Source organism: Corallococcus exercitus (genome assembly GCF_042231735.1).
GTDB lineage: Bacteria > Myxococcota > Myxococcia > Myxococcales > Myxococcaceae > Corallococcus > Corallococcus exercitus_B.
This window is the reverse complement of the sequence record NZ_CP102577.1, coordinates 8,280,407-8,295,694: the sequence shown is the minus strand read 5'-3', so window position 1 is coordinate 8,295,694 and position 15,288 is coordinate 8,280,407. Positions and strand designations below refer to the sequence as shown.

At 70.3% G+C, this 15,288-nt stretch carries 13 protein-coding genes; 6 read left to right on the top strand and 7 right to left on the bottom strand.

Translation table 11 applies throughout. The annotated features are described in order from the left end of the window. The first annotated feature begins 57 nt into the window (after positions 1-57). Together NR792_RS33390 and NR792_RS33385 are read left to right on the top strand one after the other, a co-directional pair. Complete coding sequence (locus NR792_RS33390; RefSeq protein WP_375756757.1) at positions 58-711, top strand: gluconate 2-dehydrogenase subunit 3 family protein; 654 nt, start codon at positions 58-60, stop codon at positions 709-711. Then, positions 708-2,360, top strand: a complete 1,653-nt coding sequence (locus NR792_RS33385) for a GMC family oxidoreductase (RefSeq protein WP_375756756.1) — start codon at positions 708-710, stop codon at positions 2,358-2,360. The genes NR792_RS33390 and NR792_RS33385 overlap by 4 nt, the downstream gene beginning before the upstream one ends. A gap of 18 nt (positions 2,361-2,378) precedes the next feature. Here NR792_RS33385 and NR792_RS33380 read toward each other — a convergent pair whose 3' ends face one another. Then, a complete protein-coding gene (locus NR792_RS33380; RefSeq protein WP_171436324.1) occupies positions 2,379-2,828 on the bottom strand; it encodes a hypothetical protein in 450 nt (149 codons plus the stop codon). A 79-nt stretch (positions 2,829-2,907) separates the two neighbouring features. Here NR792_RS33380 and NR792_RS33375 point away from each other — a divergent pair, with 79 nt between their 5' ends. Continuing rightward, a complete protein-coding gene (locus NR792_RS33375) occupies positions 2,908-3,342 on the top strand; it encodes a hypothetical protein (RefSeq protein WP_375756755.1) in 435 nt (144 codons plus the stop codon). A gap of 59 nt (positions 3,343-3,401) precedes the next feature. Here NR792_RS33375 and NR792_RS33370 read toward each other — a convergent pair whose 3' ends face one another. The 5 genes from NR792_RS33370 to NR792_RS33350 all read right to left on the bottom strand — a co-directional run bounded on the left by NR792_RS33370 (position 3,402) and on the right by NR792_RS33350 (position 12,664). Next, complete coding sequence (locus tag NR792_RS33370; RefSeq protein ID WP_375756754.1) at positions 3,402-5,705, bottom strand: hypothetical protein; 2,304 nt, start codon at positions 5,703-5,705, stop codon at positions 3,402-3,404. A 23-nt stretch (positions 5,706-5,728) separates the two neighbouring features. After that, positions 5,729-7,519 carry a VWA domain-containing protein gene (locus NR792_RS33365; protein ID WP_375756753.1) on the bottom strand — a complete coding sequence of 597 codons (1,791 nt, stop codon included), beginning with the start codon at positions 7,517-7,519 and terminating at the stop codon, positions 5,729-5,731. Further along, entirely contained in the window at positions 7,516-9,498 is a 1,983-nt protein-coding gene (locus NR792_RS33360) for a VWA domain-containing protein (RefSeq protein WP_375756752.1), read from the bottom strand. The genes NR792_RS33365 and NR792_RS33360 overlap by 4 nt, the downstream gene beginning before the upstream one ends. A 35-nt stretch (positions 9,499-9,533) precedes the next feature. Continuing rightward, entirely contained in the window at positions 9,534-10,856 is a 1,323-nt protein-coding gene (locus tag NR792_RS33355; RefSeq protein ID WP_375756751.1) for a thrombospondin type 3 repeat-containing protein, read from the bottom strand. A gap of 170 nt (positions 10,857-11,026) precedes the next feature. After that, positions 11,027-12,664: a calcium-binding protein gene (locus tag NR792_RS33350; RefSeq protein ID WP_375756750.1), complete on the bottom strand. Its 1,638-nt coding sequence runs from the start codon at positions 12,662-12,664 to the stop codon at positions 11,027-11,029. A gap of 245 nt (positions 12,665-12,909) precedes the next feature. Here NR792_RS33350 and NR792_RS33345 point away from each other — a divergent pair, with 245 nt between their 5' ends. The 3 genes from NR792_RS33345 to NR792_RS33335 all read left to right on the top strand — a co-directional run bounded on the left by NR792_RS33345 (position 12,910) and on the right by NR792_RS33335 (position 14,809). After that, positions 12,910-13,215 carry a hypothetical protein gene (locus tag NR792_RS33345; protein ID WP_375756749.1) on the top strand — a complete coding sequence of 102 codons (306 nt, stop codon included), beginning with the start codon at positions 12,910-12,912 and terminating at the stop codon, positions 13,213-13,215. A gap of 107 nt (positions 13,216-13,322) precedes the next feature. Beyond that, positions 13,323-13,853, top strand: a complete 531-nt coding sequence (locus tag NR792_RS33340; RefSeq protein ID WP_375756748.1) for a hypothetical protein — start codon at positions 13,323-13,325, stop codon at positions 13,851-13,853. After that, positions 13,850-14,809, top strand: a complete 960-nt coding sequence (locus tag NR792_RS33335; protein WP_375756747.1) for a hypothetical protein — start codon at positions 13,850-13,852, stop codon at positions 14,807-14,809. Before NR792_RS33340 ends, NR792_RS33335 begins: the two co-directional genes overlap by 4 nt. On the opposite strand, the gene NR792_RS33330 is transcribed toward NR792_RS33335, so the two are convergent. After that, positions 14,806-15,228, bottom strand: coding sequence for a hypothetical protein (locus tag NR792_RS33330; protein ID WP_375756746.1), 423 nt, complete (start codon positions 15,226-15,228; stop codon positions 14,806-14,808). The two genes, NR792_RS33335 and NR792_RS33330, sit on opposite strands and share 4 nt — an antisense overlap. Positions 15,229-15,288: the final 60 nt, after the last annotated feature.

The following is a 15,288-nucleotide window of genomic DNA, read 5'->3' as shown; positions in this document are numbered from 1 at the left end:
TTCAGTCGGCCCAGTTGAGCGCGCCATCCTAGGGCACCTGGGTTAGGCTTGCGCGCCATGGCTCGCGCGCGTTCGCTCCCCCCGAAGCTGTCCCGGCGCACCTTCATCCAGCGGCTCACCTTCTTCGGCGGCGGTGTCGTGCTGCTGGGCGCCGCCGCGTGTAAACGTACGAAGGAAGCGGAAGCGCCCAAGCCCGCGGCGCCCACCGGCACCACCACCGCCGGGCAGACCCTGCGCACCTTCTCCGCCTTCGAGTACGCCGTCGTCGCCGCGGCCACGGAGCGCCTCCTGCCCCGCGACGAGGACCCGGGCGCCCAGGACGCGGACGTGGCGCTCTACATCGACCGCATCCTGGAGACGCAGGGGCTGGAGGCCATGCACCGCGACTTCCTCCAGGGCCTGGCCGCGCTGGAGCGCCGCGCGCAGCGCATGTTCCAGAAGGGCTTCGCCCAGGCCACGCCCGCCCAGCAGGACGAACTGCTCGCCATCTTCAAGGACAGCCCGGCCGGCAGCGGCGAGGCCCACTTCTTCGAGCTGCTCATGACGCTCAGCCTGGAGGGCTTCCTGGGTGACCCGTCCTACGGCGGCAACAAGGGGCGCGTGGGCTGGCGGCTGATGGGCTTCGACACCGTGGGCACCCTCGCCATGGCGCCACCCGAGGGCTACGACGGGCCCAAGTGCCTGCGCGAGTGCGGAGGTCACCACCCATGAGCCGCTCACCAGTGGACGTGTGCATCGTGGGCAGCGGCGCGGGCGGAGCGCCGCTCGCGCTGGAGCTGGGCCGCGCGGGCTTCAAGGTCGTGGTGCTGGAGAAGGGCCGCCACTACCAGCCCAAGGACTTCGTCCACGACGAGATCCTCAACAGCCGCCGCAACTTCTTCATGCCGCTGCCGTGGGAGGAGCCGCACCTGGTGCGCCAGGGGCCCAAGGCCCGCTACGAGCGCAGCAACGCCGCATGGACCGCCAACTGCGTGGGCGGCGGCACCGTGCACATGAGCGGCTTCTTCTACCGCCTCAAGCCGGTGGACTTCCGGCTGCGCTCCACGCTGGGCGCCGTGCCCGGCACCACCGTGGCGGACTGGCCCATCTCCTACGAGGAGCTGGCGCCCTTCTACGACAAGGCGGAAGCGGAGCTGGGCGTGTCCGGCCAGGCCGTCCCCCACCCCTTCGCGGAGCCCCGGAGCGGGCCCTACCCGCTGCCTCCCCTGGACGTGCACCCGGTCGCGTCTGAAATCGACAAGGTGTGCTCGGCGATGGGCTGGCACGCGCTGCCCACCGCGCGCGGCATCCTCAGCAAGGCCTACAAGGGCCGCTCTCCGTGCGCGTACTGCGCGCTGTGCGGCAGCTACGGCTGCGAGACGGGCGCCAAGAGCAGCACGCTCGCGAGCCTCATCCCCAACGCCATCGCCACCGGCAACGTGGAGGTGCGCCCGGGCTGCATGGCGCGCTCCATCGAAGTGGACCGGCAGGGCCGCGCCAAGAGCGTGGTGTACCTGGACCCGGAGGGCGTCACGCAGGAGCAGCCCGCGAAGGTCATCATCGCCTCCGCCACCGCCGTGGAGAGCGCGCGCCTGCTGCTCAACTCCACCTCCGCCCGCTTCCCCAACGGGCTCGCCAACGGCAGCGGGCTGGTGGGCAAGAACCTCCTCTTCAGCTCCTTCGGCGGCTCGCGGGCGCACTTCCGCGTGTCCAAGCAGAAGGCCGCGCGCCCCTGGCTCACGGACCCCGCGCCCTTCGTGAACCGCAGCCTCCAGGACTTCTACCTGATGCCGGACGCGCGCCACGGCTTCCGCAAGGGCGGCACGCTGGGCTTCATGTGGGCGCACCCCAACCCCATCTACGCGGCGGTGGGCCTGGCGGGCACGGGCAAGTCCGGCGTCTTCGGCAAGGAATTGAAGGACCGCATGCGCGCGTACCGCGACTCGCGCATCCTCGAGTTCGAGGTCTACGCGGAGTTCCTCCCCACGCCCGGCACCTCCGTCACGGTGGAGTCCGGCGTGAAGGACAAGTACGGCATCCCCGTGGCCGCCATCACCCTGGACCGGCACCCGGCGGACTTCGCCGCCACGCGCTTCCTCGTCGAGCGCGGGGAAGAAGTGCTGATGCGCCTGGACCCGGACAGGGTGGAGCGCGTGGGCACGCAGGGAGAGACGACCATCCTCCAGCACGGCACCTGCCGCTTCGGCGACGACGCGGCGGCCTCCGTGCTGGACAAGCACTGCCGCGCCCATGAAGTGCCCAACCTCTACGTCGTGGACGGCAGCTTCATGCCCACCGGCGGCAGCGTGCCCTCCACGCTCACCATCGCGGCCAACAGCTTCCGCGTGGCGGACCACCTGGTGCGCACGCTCAAGGGCTGAGGCCGCACGCCGCCGCTGCTACTGGATGCGCAGCGGCGTCACGTCCACCTTCACCACGTAGCGCGCCTGCATGTCGGAGTCGAACTCCACCAGGTGGTCACCCACGCCGGTGACGTCCGCCTGCTGCGTGAAGACGCCGAACTTCTCCATCTGGTCCAGCGCCGCGCGGCCCGTGGAGGCCTTGCGCTGCCGCGCGCGGCAGCCCTCCTCGTGCACGGTGATGGCCGTCTCCTCGCCCGCGGCCGTCACCTCCTCCAGGTAGAAGCTCACCTTGATGGTGGAGGCCTCCGGCACGCGCACCAGCACCTGCCCGCGTCCGGGGAAGCGGCCTTCGGAGTAGCTCTCCGGCCCGAGGATGCAGCCCGCGTACTCACTGCACACGGGCCAGGATGCCTTGCAGACATCCAGCACGCGCGCGCCGATGAAGTCATCCCGCGAGCCGCCACACGCGAGCAGCATCAAACCCATCACCGCGCACGCCAGTCGCGAAGCACTCCGTGTTACAACACCAGACATTCTTCTGAACCTCACCGAGGAGTGGATGTCCATGCGCCTGCGCAACCTGTGGCTGCCTCTCACCATCATCGCCCTGGCGGGCTGCGGAGACGAAACCGAGGACCTGCCCAACACGCCGCAGCTGCTCATCGACCGCACGGAGCTGAGCTTCGACACGGAGTTCTCCGCGGGGACCTACGTGGGGGCGACGACCTTCAACACGCTCTACATCGAGAACCGCGGCCTGCAGACGCTGGAGCTCAACGAGGCCTCCATCTCCGGCCCCAGCGTCTTCACCATGAAGAAGCCGGAGGCGTGGCCGGAGAACGGCCCCCTGAAGCTGGAGACCTACGAGCGCGCCTTCATCGAGGTCGCCTTCAAGCCCAACGCCGCCAAGGAGTTCACCGGCACGCTCACCCTCAAGTCCAACGCCGCCAACGGTGAGACGCGGGAGCTGGCGCTCAAGGGCAAGGGCATCGCTCCGTAGTTGGAGCGGCGCCCCCGGAGGCGGCGGAGGCGTGAAGCCCCGCCGCCCGGCCGGCGCTGCTAGCGGGTGAACTGGCAACCCCCCACCCACGTGCCACCGTCCTGCGTGGGCGCCGGGCACGACGTGGGCGAGCCGCCATCCGCCGCCGTGTAGCCGCGCGGGTAGTCGCCGTAGCCGGTGCGCAGCGTGTAGCCCACGGGCCGGTAGTCCGTGCGCTCCGTGGCGCTCACCGCCACCGTGAGCGTGCCGCCCTTGATGAAGCGCCGCTCCAGGCAGGAGCACGCGTAGGGCGCCACCGTGACGCGCGTGGTGCCGGCCGTCTTCTCCAGCTTGTACAGCGCCTGGTAGCTGCTGAGCGGCGCGCTCGCGGAGGTGTGCCACGCGCGCATCGACGTCGGGTTGTAGGCCAGCGTCAGCGCGCCGCCCGTGCTGGTGGTCGTCACCGGCATGCACGAGCCGACGCCGCCGTCCGTGCTGTTGCCGTCGCAGAAGGTCAAATCCAGCGCCAGCCCGTGCGGGGTGCCGCCGTCGGGCAGGTTGTCCACGTCCCACTGCACCAGCCACGCCGCGTCCTCCGGCGCGCTCCGGGAGGGGAGCTGGTACTTGAAGGTGTCCGTGTCGGAGGGCACCGCGTCGTAGTCCGTGGGGCCGCGCACGCCCAGGCCCGTGGCGCGGTCGTTGCCGCGCAGGCGGCCGTGGCCGTACGTCAGCTGGCCCTTCGCCTCGAAGGTGGCGTTGCCCACCGGCAGGTCGCCCGTGCCCACGTCGCCGAGCGTCTTCGGGCGCTCCTGCTCCACGCCGCCGCTGTAGGCCGAGTCCTCTTCCACATCCAGCGCCTCCCAGGACACCTCCAGGCGGTAGTCGCGGTCGTCCGCCCAGTTGTTGCCGTCGTCCTGCACCACGAAGTGGTACGTCGCCCCCGAGCCGTTCGCGGGCACCGGCAGCACGCCCTGGAAGTTGCTCAGGCCGGGGAAGCGCGCGGGGTCGCTCTCCTCGCGCAGGGACTGGATGCACAGCACGGCCTCCGGGTTGTTGCAGTAGGTCTGCACCAGCCCCGGCGCGTCGGGGTGCTCGCGCGTGTCGCGCGGGCACACGGCCGGGTCGTTGGTGCAGGTGGCGCGCTGCTCGGCGGTGACGGTCGTGGCCACCGTGGTGAACACCAGCACCTGCCGGTCCGCCATCTGGCCCAGCGGTAGGGGCAGCGGGTCGAAGCGCGTGGCGGTGGGCACCTCCACCAGCTTGTAGCGCAGCAGGCCAGGCTTCGTGGACGAGGACAGCTTCACCGAGAACCAGTCCCGGTCGGACACGTAGCCCAGCCGGCCTTCGAAGGTCGTGGACGCGCCCGGCGCTCCCAGGTTGGCCGAGGACGCGCGGACGTAGGCGTCGTTGTCCCCGGACTGGTCGCGCGGGTCCTCCTCGTCCACCACGCGCACCTCCACCTCGTAGGGCTGGCGCAGGTCGCCCGCGGGCACGGGCTCGTTGTTGCCGCGGTAGCCCTTCACCACCAGCACCCAGGTGCCGGCGTACTTCGCCTGGACCTTGCGCGCGGTGGCCAGCACGCCCGGGTGCACCTTGGGCAGCACGTTGCCCTCCGACTCCTTGTCGGTGCCGTTGGGGCGCAAGAGCTCATAGGACAGCCGGTAGTTGGGCGCGAAGCCCTGGTCCGGCGCGGTGAGGCGCACGTAGGCAATCTTCCCCGCCGCCAGCGGGAAGCTGAAGCGGTCCACGTCACCGTCCGTGGCCAGGTGGCCCTTCGCGGTGCCCACCTGCACGGCGCCCTGCGCCGCCAGCGCGATGGGCGTGGGCGTCACGTCGTTGGGCTCGTTGGTGTCCGGGTTCTCGAGGAGCTCCACCGTGAGCCGGTAGGGGTTGCGCGCGTCGAAGGCGGGGCGCGCGGGGTTCACCGGCGCGTCGCGCACCACGATGACCAGCTGCGTGTCCGGCGTGCCGTACGGCAGCACGATGTCCACCGGCTTCGGGGCGCCCGAGCCGTGCTGGTCCGACTTCGCCACCAGCGCGGTGTTCTTGTCCTTCTCCTGCACCGTCACGGACAGGTTCACCGGCGTGCTGGACGCCAGGTACGTGCCGGTGATGTGCACCAGCGTGCGCGCGTTGGCGGAGGCCGGGATGCGGACGCTGTACCAGTCCTCGTCCCCCGCCTTCACGTCGCCGGTGAGCGCCAGGAAGCGCTCCACCGGAGTGCCTGGCTTCAGCTCGCAGTCCGCGTTCGTCAGGGCCTCTTCGCGGCTGTTGCAGAGGTCCTCCACCACGCCCGTGCCGGCATCCGGCGGGTCGTCCCCTTCCGAGGAGCAGGCGGCCAGGAGGAGGAGCGCGAGCGGGAGCAGTCGGGTGCGAAGGCGCATGGGGGACTCGGGGAGGCTTGAAGTCAGGGGACGGGCGAGAGGGTCGGGGCGACGCCGGGGCAGCCGTCCACGAAGTCCTCGGGGTTCACGCGGACGACGCCATCCGGAGGCGACTTGATGCCGCCCACGGGGTAGCGCACGGAGTCCACGCGGAAGGTGCGCACCAGCGTGCGCGCGGTCGGGTCATCCGCGGGCAGCATGGACACGGAGAGGTAGATGTCGTTGTAGCCCGCGCCGCGCTGCACGGTGCCGGCGTCCACGCCCCCGTCCACGCCGCCGTCGGCAATCATGGCGACGGTGGGCGCGAGCAGCACGTTGTCCACGCGGAAGCGGTAGCACTGGCGGCCCTGGTCATCCACCGGGCCGTCCGCCTCCATGCTGTAGCGGTACGCGTCCGAGGCCAGGTTGGCGGTGTCCACCTGGAGGGGCCGCATGTGCATGCGCGCCTCGCTGCGGTTGGTGAGCCCGTCGGTGTCCGGGTCCTCGTCCAGGTCGCTGCTGGAGCCCTGGGTGCCGCCGCGCCACTCCATGCCGTCCGGCACGCCGTCACCGTCGCTGTCCTGGAGCGTGGCGTTGGTGCCGATGAACTGCTCGTCACAGTCCAGGAGGCCGTCGCAGTCGGTGTCCACGCCGCGCAGCGCGGGCGGGCAGCCCTTGTCCAGGCCGCCGCCGTCCGGCTGCACTTCCTGGGTGGGGTCGAACTGCACGCCGCGGTCGCGGAAGTACACCTCCACGCCGTCGCTGAAGCCGTCGGTGTCGGTGTCGCGCAGGTTCGGGTTCGTGCCCAGCTCGTACTCGCGCGCGTCGTTGAGGCCGTCGCCGTCGGTGTCCGCTTCATCCAGCGGGCTGCCCGGGGGCGCGGAGAAGTTGGAGGCCACGAGCTCCTTCACGACGAAGGCGCGGCGCACCTGGCCGAACTGGAAGTTGAGGAAGTTGATGGGCTCGTTGTTGCGGAAGTCGCGGAAGTTGCCGCCGCCCAGCGTGGCCATCTTCTCCAGGCGGTCCGCGTTCTGGTTGATGATGAGCAGCGGGCAGCCGCCGTCGCCAAAGCCGCCGTCCTCCGACACCAGGTCGCACACGGAGGGCACGGGCTGCGTGGGGTTGAAGACGTGCACGGTGTTGAAGCGCACGTCCTCCACCAGGTCGCGCAGCTGGCGGATGCGCACCACCGCGTCGCCGCGGATGAGCTCGTCGTCCTGGTTGTTCGTGGGCTTGCCGTCCGACAGGAAGATGACCGAGTAGCGCGCCTGCGCCAGGGCCTCGTTCCCGCTGGGCTGCTGCCGCGCCCGCGCGATGTCCGTGTTGATGAGCGAGTAGATGTCCGACAGCGGCTTGACGAAGTCCGTCGAGTCCCGGTTCGGCGACGTGTCCGTGTTGCGGAACGTGAGCAGCTTCTCCGTGAGGATGGCCTTCGCGTTGGCGTCCAGCAGCGACACCTGCACGAAGCCGTCCTCCGGCGGCGGCCCCGGGTCCTGCGTGAGGAACGCCGTGGTGCTGCCCGCGAAGAGCATCACCGCGATGGAGACCTCGTCGTCCTGCGGGAGGTTCTCGATGAGGTCCACGAGCGCCGTGGCGCGCGTGCCGTCCGGGTCGCTCACGCGCATGGACTGGCTGGCGTCCATGGCGACGATGATCTTGATGGGCCGGACGACCTCGTTCGCGCCCAGCGTGCAGAACCGCCCGTCCAGCGCCACGGCCCGGTCCGCGGGCACCTCCGTGTCGCGGCGCGGGTCGTAGAGGTACGAATCCGTACAGGCCACCACCACGGCGAGCCCCACCAGGGTGAGGGCCCAAAGACGTCCCGCGCGGCTCACGGCGACGCGCCTCCCTGCGAAGGCGACACGCCGACGCAATTGCCCTGGGTCCTCCAGGGGTCCACCAGTTGATCCGGCCGGCGGAAGTCGCCGTCGTCCATGGCCAGGTCCGGCCCCAGCGGCACGCGCACGCTGGGCGGCGCGTACTGCGCCCACGCGCACGCGGTGCGCCAGACGCCGTAGTCCGTGGCCACGCCGCTCTCCGGCGCCTCCGCGAACCACACCTTGAACAGGTTGTAGCCCTGCTTCACGCCCGAGCGGTCCGGCGGCGTCACCAGCTGCAGGTTGGACACGGTGAAGTCGTAGCAGACGCCGTCCGTGTCGTTGCCGCCCTCCACCTTCGTCACCTCGTACTGGATGCCGTACTTGTCGTGGAAGAGCCGGTCGCGCCGGGTGGGGTCGCTGCCGGCCTTGAGCTCCTCGTCGTCCGGCACGCCGTCGCCGTCGGTGTCCAGGCCCGCCACGCTCGACTGGAGCGGGTTGAGGCCGTACTTCGCCTCCACGCCGTCCGGCGCGCCGTCGCCGTCGCTGTCCACGATGCCCTGGCGCGTCTTGAGGTAGTCCTCCGCGAACTGCGACAGGCCGTCCCCGTCCGTGTCCCGGCAGGTGCAGCCGGGCGTCAGCGGGGACTTGGGGTCGCAGCCGCGCGCGTCCAGGTCGTTGCCCGCCTTGAAGCCCTGGTCCTGGCGCCGGTACTCGAAGCCGTCGCTCAGGCAGTCCCCATCACTGTCGATGGTGAAGGGGGTCGTCTTGAGCGTGAAGGTGTTGTCCACGCCGTCCGGGACGCCGTCGCCGTCGCTGTCCAGCACGCGGCCCTCATCCCCCGGCGCGGAGCTCAGGGGCTCCACCATCAGCGTCTTCATCACGTTGGGCGACGCGAAGGAGGAGTAGTCCAGCGCGCCCAGGCCCAGCTCCGAGATTTCGGCCGTGTCGCTGAACTCCTGGTAGACGCCGTTGCCCATCTCCGCGAAGCGCTTGAGCAGGTAGGAGGCAATCTTCTTCGCCGCGGCCGGGTACTGCGTCTCCGGGACGCCCGGGTAGGTGCCGTAGATGTCCTGGCAGATGGGGCCGCAGGCGCGCACGGCCTCCTCGTTGAAGAGCAGCACCGTGTGCATGCGCACGTCGCCCACGTTGTACTGCGTCTTCAACTCCATCAGCCGGCGCACGTAGCTGAAGAGCTGGTAGTTCTGGTTGCGGTCCGTGCCCACCTCGAAGCCGGTGATGGCGTCGGTGGTGCTGGTGGCGTTGCAGAAGCTGGAGATGGAGTCGCGCCAGGTGAGGTCCGGCGTGTCCGGGCCCGCGTAGACGGACAGGTCGTCGTTGCCGGAGCAGCGCGGGTACGGCGTGCCGTCCGTGAGGAACACGACGACGTAGCGCGTGCGCGGCAAGAGCTCCGGCGTGGCCTGGGACACCGCCTCGATGTCGCTCGCGATGAGGCTGTACGCGTAGCTGAGCGCGCCCTGGTAGTCCGTGCCCTTGCCCAGCTGCGACTGCAGGCCCTCGATGTAGCCGTTGATGTTGCCCGGCGGCGCGAAGCGGTCGCCTCCCGGCGGGGGCCAGGTGTTCTTCACGTTCGTTTCGAACGGGGCAATGGCGATGCTGATGTTGCCCTGGCGCGCGTCGTTGACGCGCTTGAAGCCCGCCACCAGGTTCTTCAGGGCGCGCACGCGCGCGGGCTCCGTGACGCCCGGCGGGATGATGGCCTGCACCTCCGTGCGCTCGCAGAAGCCGCTGCCCTCCTGCGAGCCCGGCGGATCCGACACGCACATGCTGCCGGACTCGTCCACGACGAGCACCACCTTCACCGGGAACCCGGTGGGGTTCGCCGGGCGCGTGCACACCCGGCCGGTGAGCGTCAGCCGGTCATCCAGCTGGGACTGCTCCTGGGCGCGCGGCTCCAGGAGCGTGTCTGAACAGGACAGCACACCCAGGGCCAGGAGGCCGGTCGCAAGAAACGGAACCACGAGCTGACGGCGCATGCGATGCGGACCTCCTGACATGGGTGACACCCTTCTTACGCCTTCTTGCGGCGGCGCAGCAGCAGGCCGAGCACGCCCGCGCCCAGGGCCGCGGCGCTACCGCCCGCGGGCAGCGAGGTGCAGCCGCCGCCGTTGCTGTCGTCCTTGCCCACCTTCACGAAGAGGCTGGACACGGAGGCGCGCTGCTCCGGGAACACGCGGTCCGCGAAGGCCAGGCGCGTGGACACCTGCAGCTCGTACTCACCTTCCTTGTCCGGCTGGAAGTTGGGCACGCTGCCGTCCACGTACTGGTACTCCCAGTGGCGGCTGTAGGTGACGGCGCCCTTGGGGTTCTCCACCACCGCGGTGGAGCCGGAGGGACGCTTCACCACCGTCCAGGTGTACTCGATGGCCGCGCCGTTGCGGTTGGCGAACAGGGGCGGGCGCACCGCCATGCCCGTCGACTCCACGCTGATGACGCCGCCGGTGCCCACGCTGAAGGGCGCCTTCGGGTCGAGGCAGTCGTTGGGCTGGTCCTTGTTGAGCACCACGCAGTAGCGCGTGTCGCACGCGTCGCCCAGGCCGTCGCCGTCGTCATCCGCCTGGTCGCGGTTGGCCACCGCGAGGCAGTTGTCCTGGGCGTTGAGCACGGAGTCGTTGTCCGTGTCCGGATCGCAGCTGTCGCCGATGCCGTCCACGTCCGTGTCCTTCTGGTCCGGGTTGGACAGGCCGGGGCAGTTGTCCAGGTTGTCGGAGATGTTGTCGCCGTCCGCGTCCACGCGGCACAGGCTCACGTCCGGCGGCAGCTGCTGGTTCTCGTTCTCCACGAGCGGGCAGTTGTCCTCGCCGTCCTTGCGCCCGTCGTTGTCGTCGTCGTCGTCACAGACGTCGCCCAGGCCGTCCTTGTCGTTGTCCGCCTGGTTGGCGTTGGGGATGGAGGGGCAGTTGTCCTCGCCGTCCAGCTTGCCGTCGCCGTCGTCGTCGTCGTCGCACGCGTCGCCCTGGCCGTCACCGTTGGTGTCCAGCTGCGTGGCGTTGGAGACGGCCGAGCAGTTGTCGCAGGAGTCGCCGGCCAGGTCGCCGTCGCCGTCCGTCTGATCGCGGTTGGACGTGAACGGGCAGTTGTCCTTGTCGTCCGCCTTGCCGTCGCCGTCCGCGTCGTCCGTGTACGACAGCGTCTTGCCGTCGTCCGTGTACGCCACCCAGACGGAACAGCCGCAGCCACAGCCGCAGCCGCCGCCCTCCTCCTTGGGGCGACCGCACTCGTCTCCGAGGCACTCCGGGTTGTCCGGGTTCTGCTCCTGGGCCTGCACGGTGCGGGGGCTCAGCACCAGGAAGGCTCCGAGCGCCAACATGGGGGCAATGCGACCGATAGTCATGGTGACTCCTTTCACAACCCCTGCCCTAGCAAGAGCCGATCCCACTGCTGTAGGAGTTTCAGGGTCAGGAACTTCAAGGGGTTGCGGGCTCGGAAGAGACTGCTACAGGATGGGTGTGGGGGGGACACCCCATTGAGACTGTGGGGGACACCCCACGCTGGGGGCCGGGCTCAGGTGCCCACGATGAAGTCGTCGGACGTGAGGGAAATCATGCCGGCGGGGGTGCGGCCCGTGTCGGCGTCGTACTGGATTTCCTGGATGAAGAGCGAACCCACGCCGGCGCCGCGCGGATCATTGTCCCGGCCCACCTGGAGGTAGAGGTAGACCTCGTTGGTGCCCGCGGGGATGAACTCGCCGGGGAAGAACGGGTGCGGGCGCTCCAGGGTGGGGACCAGGGAGACGTTCTCCACGCGGGTGCGGTAGCAGGCGCGGTCGCTGGTGCCGGTGGCGGGCAGCGGAACGATGGAGTAGCCGTAGCCGCGCTCGCGGTGGAAGTCGAGGTCGGCGCTGAGCGGGTCGCCGTGGGCCTCGACCTCCGCCACGTTGGTGACGCCGTCGCGGTCGCTGTCGAGCAGGTCCTCGGGGACGAGCGGGTTCGTCTGCGACAGGGCCTCCACGAGGTCCGGCAGGCCGTCGCCGTCGGTGTCGCCCACGCAGGGGTCGCTGCCGAGCACGCGCTCCTCGCAGTCGTTGAGCCGGTCGCCGTCGGTGTCCTGCACCACGCTGCAGCCGTTGATGACGTCCACGGCGAGCGGGTCCAGGCCCATGCGCATCTCGACGCCGTCCATGAGGCCGTCCTGGTCGGTGTCGGGGACGGCGGGGTCCAGGCCCAGGGCGCGCTCGTCGTCGTCGCCCACGCCGTCACCGTCGCTGTCGGTGAGCATCTGGCCGTTTCTCACCTGGACGTTGCGGTTGAAGGCGAGGAAGCGCTTGAGCTTGAGCGCGTTGTCGAGCGAGCCGTAGTCCAGGCGCGCCAGCGCGTTGGGCAGGCCCACGGAGTCCGTCTCCACGGGCGCGCTGCCGCCCGCGTTGGCGATGGCGGCCACCTGGAGGCGCGTGACGGCGTCCGGCGTCTGGCCACGGACGTAGACGGGCTGGACGCTGACGTCGCCCGCGCCCAGCTGCTCCACCAGGCCCTTGAGCTCGCCCACCACGGCGGTCAGCTCGCACTGGCTGCACGAGGCGTTGCACTGGGCCTGGGCTTCCGGGGACGCGTTGCAGCCGGCGGCCTGGGACAGCGCGGTGCAGCGGCTGTCGATGCCGATGTTGAAGGCCGGGTTGTCACAGCTCACGTCGGAGCTGCGGATGACGGGCGCGACGATGTAGCGCGTGCGCGCGACCTCGCCCTTGCAGGAGGCCTGCATGTCGCCGGACAGGAGGCTCTTGGACAGCCGCAGCGCGGAGCGGATGCTGATGGGGCCCTGCTGCTGGTAGCTGGCGTAGCGGGGCAGGATGGACTGGAACGCGGCCGCGTCCGTGAAGCTGCCCTGCAGGCCGGTGGCCACCGAGTGGAACGCCACCAACCCGAAGCGCATCTGGGGGCCGGTGAAGCGCGAGGTGAGCGTGGTGAGCCCATCCACCGCGGCGCCCACCACCTCCGGCTCCACCCCCGTGCCGCCCTGGAGGGCGAAGACCACCTTCACGGGGAACGCGTCGCCAGTGGCCTCGGGGACGCAGAGGTCGCCCTCGAAGTTGGCGCGGTCGCGTGAGCCGCCCGCGCGGTCGTCAATCGAATAGAGCCCCGCGTCGGTGCACGACAGCCACAACGTTGGAATCAGGAGCCAGGCGACCCGGGGGGAGGAACGCATCCGTTGGATTGTAGACCTCAGCCCCCCCACCTGACGCAAGCAACCCGCGGGGCGGATCCTCACGAAGCCTCGTCACCGGCCCGACTTTTCGCGTCCCCGGAGAACAGGTAGCCGCCAACCCGGCTGGAATGTCCACATCCTGCCTGGAACCAGCTCCCAACAAATTCCTGGTCTTACCGGGATGCTACCGAATCCCGGGAGGGGAAAGACATTGCCCTCGCTGTCCAATCCCAAGGAGCAAGACCATGAAGAAGATGAAGCTGGGCGGGACCGTGGCGATGTTCGTGCTGGCGCTGGGTGCGACGGGCGCGATGGCGCACGGGGGTGACGTGAAGAGCCACGACCCGCGCATGGCGGTGGCGATGGAGGAGGTCGTGCTCGTGTCGAAGACGGGCCCCCTGGCCGGCGGCTCCGGCGGTGGCGGCGGCTGCGGCTTCGTGAGCAACATCCTGGGCAACGTCGCCGGCAACCTGCTGGGCAACACGACGGGCACCCTGCTGGGCATCATCGGCAACGTGTACGGCGGCGGCGCGAGCGGCAACTGCAACTGAAGTCGCCTGACGTCACAACCCCCTGAAGCGATGTAGCTGTTCATTCAAGACGCACCCGACGCCGGAGGTCCCACCTCCGGCGCTCGGTCTTTTTGGAGCGAGCCCCCATGCGACACACCCTGACTCCCTGGCACGGGTTGTTGACCGGCCTTGCCGCGGTGCACCTGCTGCTGGTGGCCTGTGGCGCGTTTCACGTGCCCCTCCTACAGCTCACGGACACCGTGAGGCCCTGGGCGCAGGGCTACGCGCACTGGACGGGCGCGAGCAGTGGCTTCAGCTTCTTCGCCCCCGGGGTGAGCCCGGCGGTGAAGGTGGCCTTCGACCTGGAAGGCGCGGACGGCGAACAGCTGCACGACGACTTCCGGTCCGACAACAGCGCGGTGAACGTGCGCATCCACTCCATGATGTTGCGCTTCGGCCTTCAGGAGAGCCGGGACGCGCTGGCCCGCGCGTGGGCGGCGGCGATGTTCGGCCGGCACCCGCAGGCGCGCTCCGTCACGGTGCGCGTGGAGTCGCTCCAGCTGCCCAGCATGGAGGCGCACCTGCGCGGTTCGCGCCCCGTCTGGTCGGAGGCCTACCGCGCGGTGTTCGAGCGGCGGGTGCCCGCGTCCGTGTCCACCGGTGAGGTGACGCCATGAGTGTTTCGTCCTGGAAGTCCGCGGTGGGTCCGAAGCTGGCGGCGTTCGTGAGCGCGCCCTCCTCTCCGCAGCCGCTGGGCGTGTTCCGCATTGGCGTCGCGGCGCTGCTGCTCATCCAGGCGTGGAGCCTGTCGGAGAGCCTGCCGGAGCTGTTGAGCAACCGGGGCTGGGTGCCCTGGAGCGTCTCCGAGGCGCTGGCGTCCCCGTCCGTGCCCCGCGTGGACGCGGTGGTGGCCGCGCTGGCGCCGCTGGGCATCTCCCAGGTGGCCGGCATCCAGGGCCTGGCGTTCGTCTACGTCGTGGCGCTGCTGGGACTGCTGCTGGGCCTGCACACGCGGCTGTCCGCGGTGGTGGCGTGGGTCATCCACTCGGTGCTGCTCAACAGCATCAGCTTCTTCTCCTACGGCGTGGAGACCTTCGCGCACATCAGCCTGTTCTACTGCGCGGTGATGCCGGTGGGCACGGCGTTCTCCCTGGACGTGCGGGCGGGAAGGCTCTCCGGCGCGCCGTCCGCCCTGGCGACGCTGTCGCTGCGCGTGTTGCAGGTGCACCTGTGTCTCATCTACCTGGCCACGGGGCTGGAGAAGCTGCTGGGGCCGGTGTGGCGGGACGGGACGGCGCTCTGGGAGGTGCTGATGCAGCCCCAGTACGGCCAGTTCGACTTCGCGTGGCTCGCGGTGGTGCCGTGGGTGGTGAAGCTGTCCACGTGGGGCACGCTGGCGGTGGAGGTGGGCTACGCGTTCTGCGTCTGGCCCCGGCGCACGCGGGGGCTCTGGGTGGCGCTCACGGTGGGCATGCACCTGGGCATCGCGGTGATGATGGGGCTGTGGCTGTTCAGCGGGATGATGACCGTGCTCACCTTCGCGGCGTTCGGCTGGCCCCTGGTCGCCGAGGCGATGGTCACGCGGGTCCGGGCCATGGCCCTGATGCCCTTCCACTCCGGCCCCGCGCGCTAGGGCCCGGGCTTCGAGGGGGGAGCCCCTGACTCTGGGGTTGGGGCCGGTGCGCGCGTCACGCGAAGCCTCGGCTTCGCGATGTGGGCGGCATCCAGTGCGTGGACGGACAGCTCCACGTCGACACAGTCCGGTCCGGGCTGCCCGGTGGCGGGCTGGGGAAAGAGCGGGACGGCTACATCCCGCCCGTACCACTGGCCAGGCGCCAGGAGGAGGAGGTCCTCCTCCCTGCGCGGTGGCGTCTGGACGTCGACGACGAGAAACGCCAGAGGCTGCCCGCTGGCACAGTCCAGGACGCGCTCCACTGTCAGCGTGTGGCTCTCGATGAGGCGCCGGTCCAGACACAGGCTTCCGCTCGCGGTCCCCATCAACAGGCGTCCCGACAGCGTCTGCCCGTCGAAGCCCGGGCTCTGGAACTCCACTCGCGCAGCGGCCGCTTCATGCTTCGGGCATGTGGCGGACCGGGCGTCGGCACCGGGCTT

Bases quoted from the DNA above. Each gene is read 5' to 3' on its own strand.
- NR792_RS33390 (WP_375756757.1), top strand. From the start codon at position 58: ATGGCTCGCGCGCGTTCGCTCCCCCCGAAGCTGTCCCGGCGCACCTTC.
- NR792_RS33385 (WP_375756756.1), top strand. From the start codon at position 708: ATGAGCCGCTCACCAGTGGACGTGTGCATCGTGGGCAGCGGCGCGGGC.
- NR792_RS33380 (WP_171436324.1), bottom strand. From the start codon at position 2,828: ATGGGTTTGATGCTGCTCGCGTGTGGCGGCTCGCGGGATGACTTCATC.
- NR792_RS33375 (WP_375756755.1), top strand. From the start codon at position 2,908: ATGCGCCTGCGCAACCTGTGGCTGCCTCTCACCATCATCGCCCTGGCG.
- NR792_RS33370 (WP_375756754.1), bottom strand. From the start codon at position 5,705: ATGCGCCTTCGCACCCGACTGCTCCCGCTCGCGCTCCTCCTCCTGGCC.
- NR792_RS33360 (WP_375756752.1), bottom strand. From the start codon at position 9,498: ATGCGCCGTCAGCTCGTGGTTCCGTTTCTTGCGACCGGCCTCCTGGCC.
- NR792_RS33355 (WP_375756751.1), bottom strand. From the start codon at position 10,856: ATGACTATCGGTCGCATTGCCCCCATGTTGGCGCTCGGAGCCTTCCTG.
- NR792_RS33350 (WP_375756750.1), bottom strand. From the start codon at position 12,664: ATGCGTTCCTCCCCCCGGGTCGCCTGGCTCCTGATTCCAACGTTGTGG.
- NR792_RS33345 (WP_375756749.1), top strand. From the start codon at position 12,910: ATGAAGAAGATGAAGCTGGGCGGGACCGTGGCGATGTTCGTGCTGGCG.
- NR792_RS33340 (WP_375756748.1), top strand. From the start codon at position 13,323: ATGCGACACACCCTGACTCCCTGGCACGGGTTGTTGACCGGCCTTGCC.
- NR792_RS33335 (WP_375756747.1), top strand. From the start codon at position 13,850: ATGAGTGTTTCGTCCTGGAAGTCCGCGGTGGGTCCGAAGCTGGCGGCG.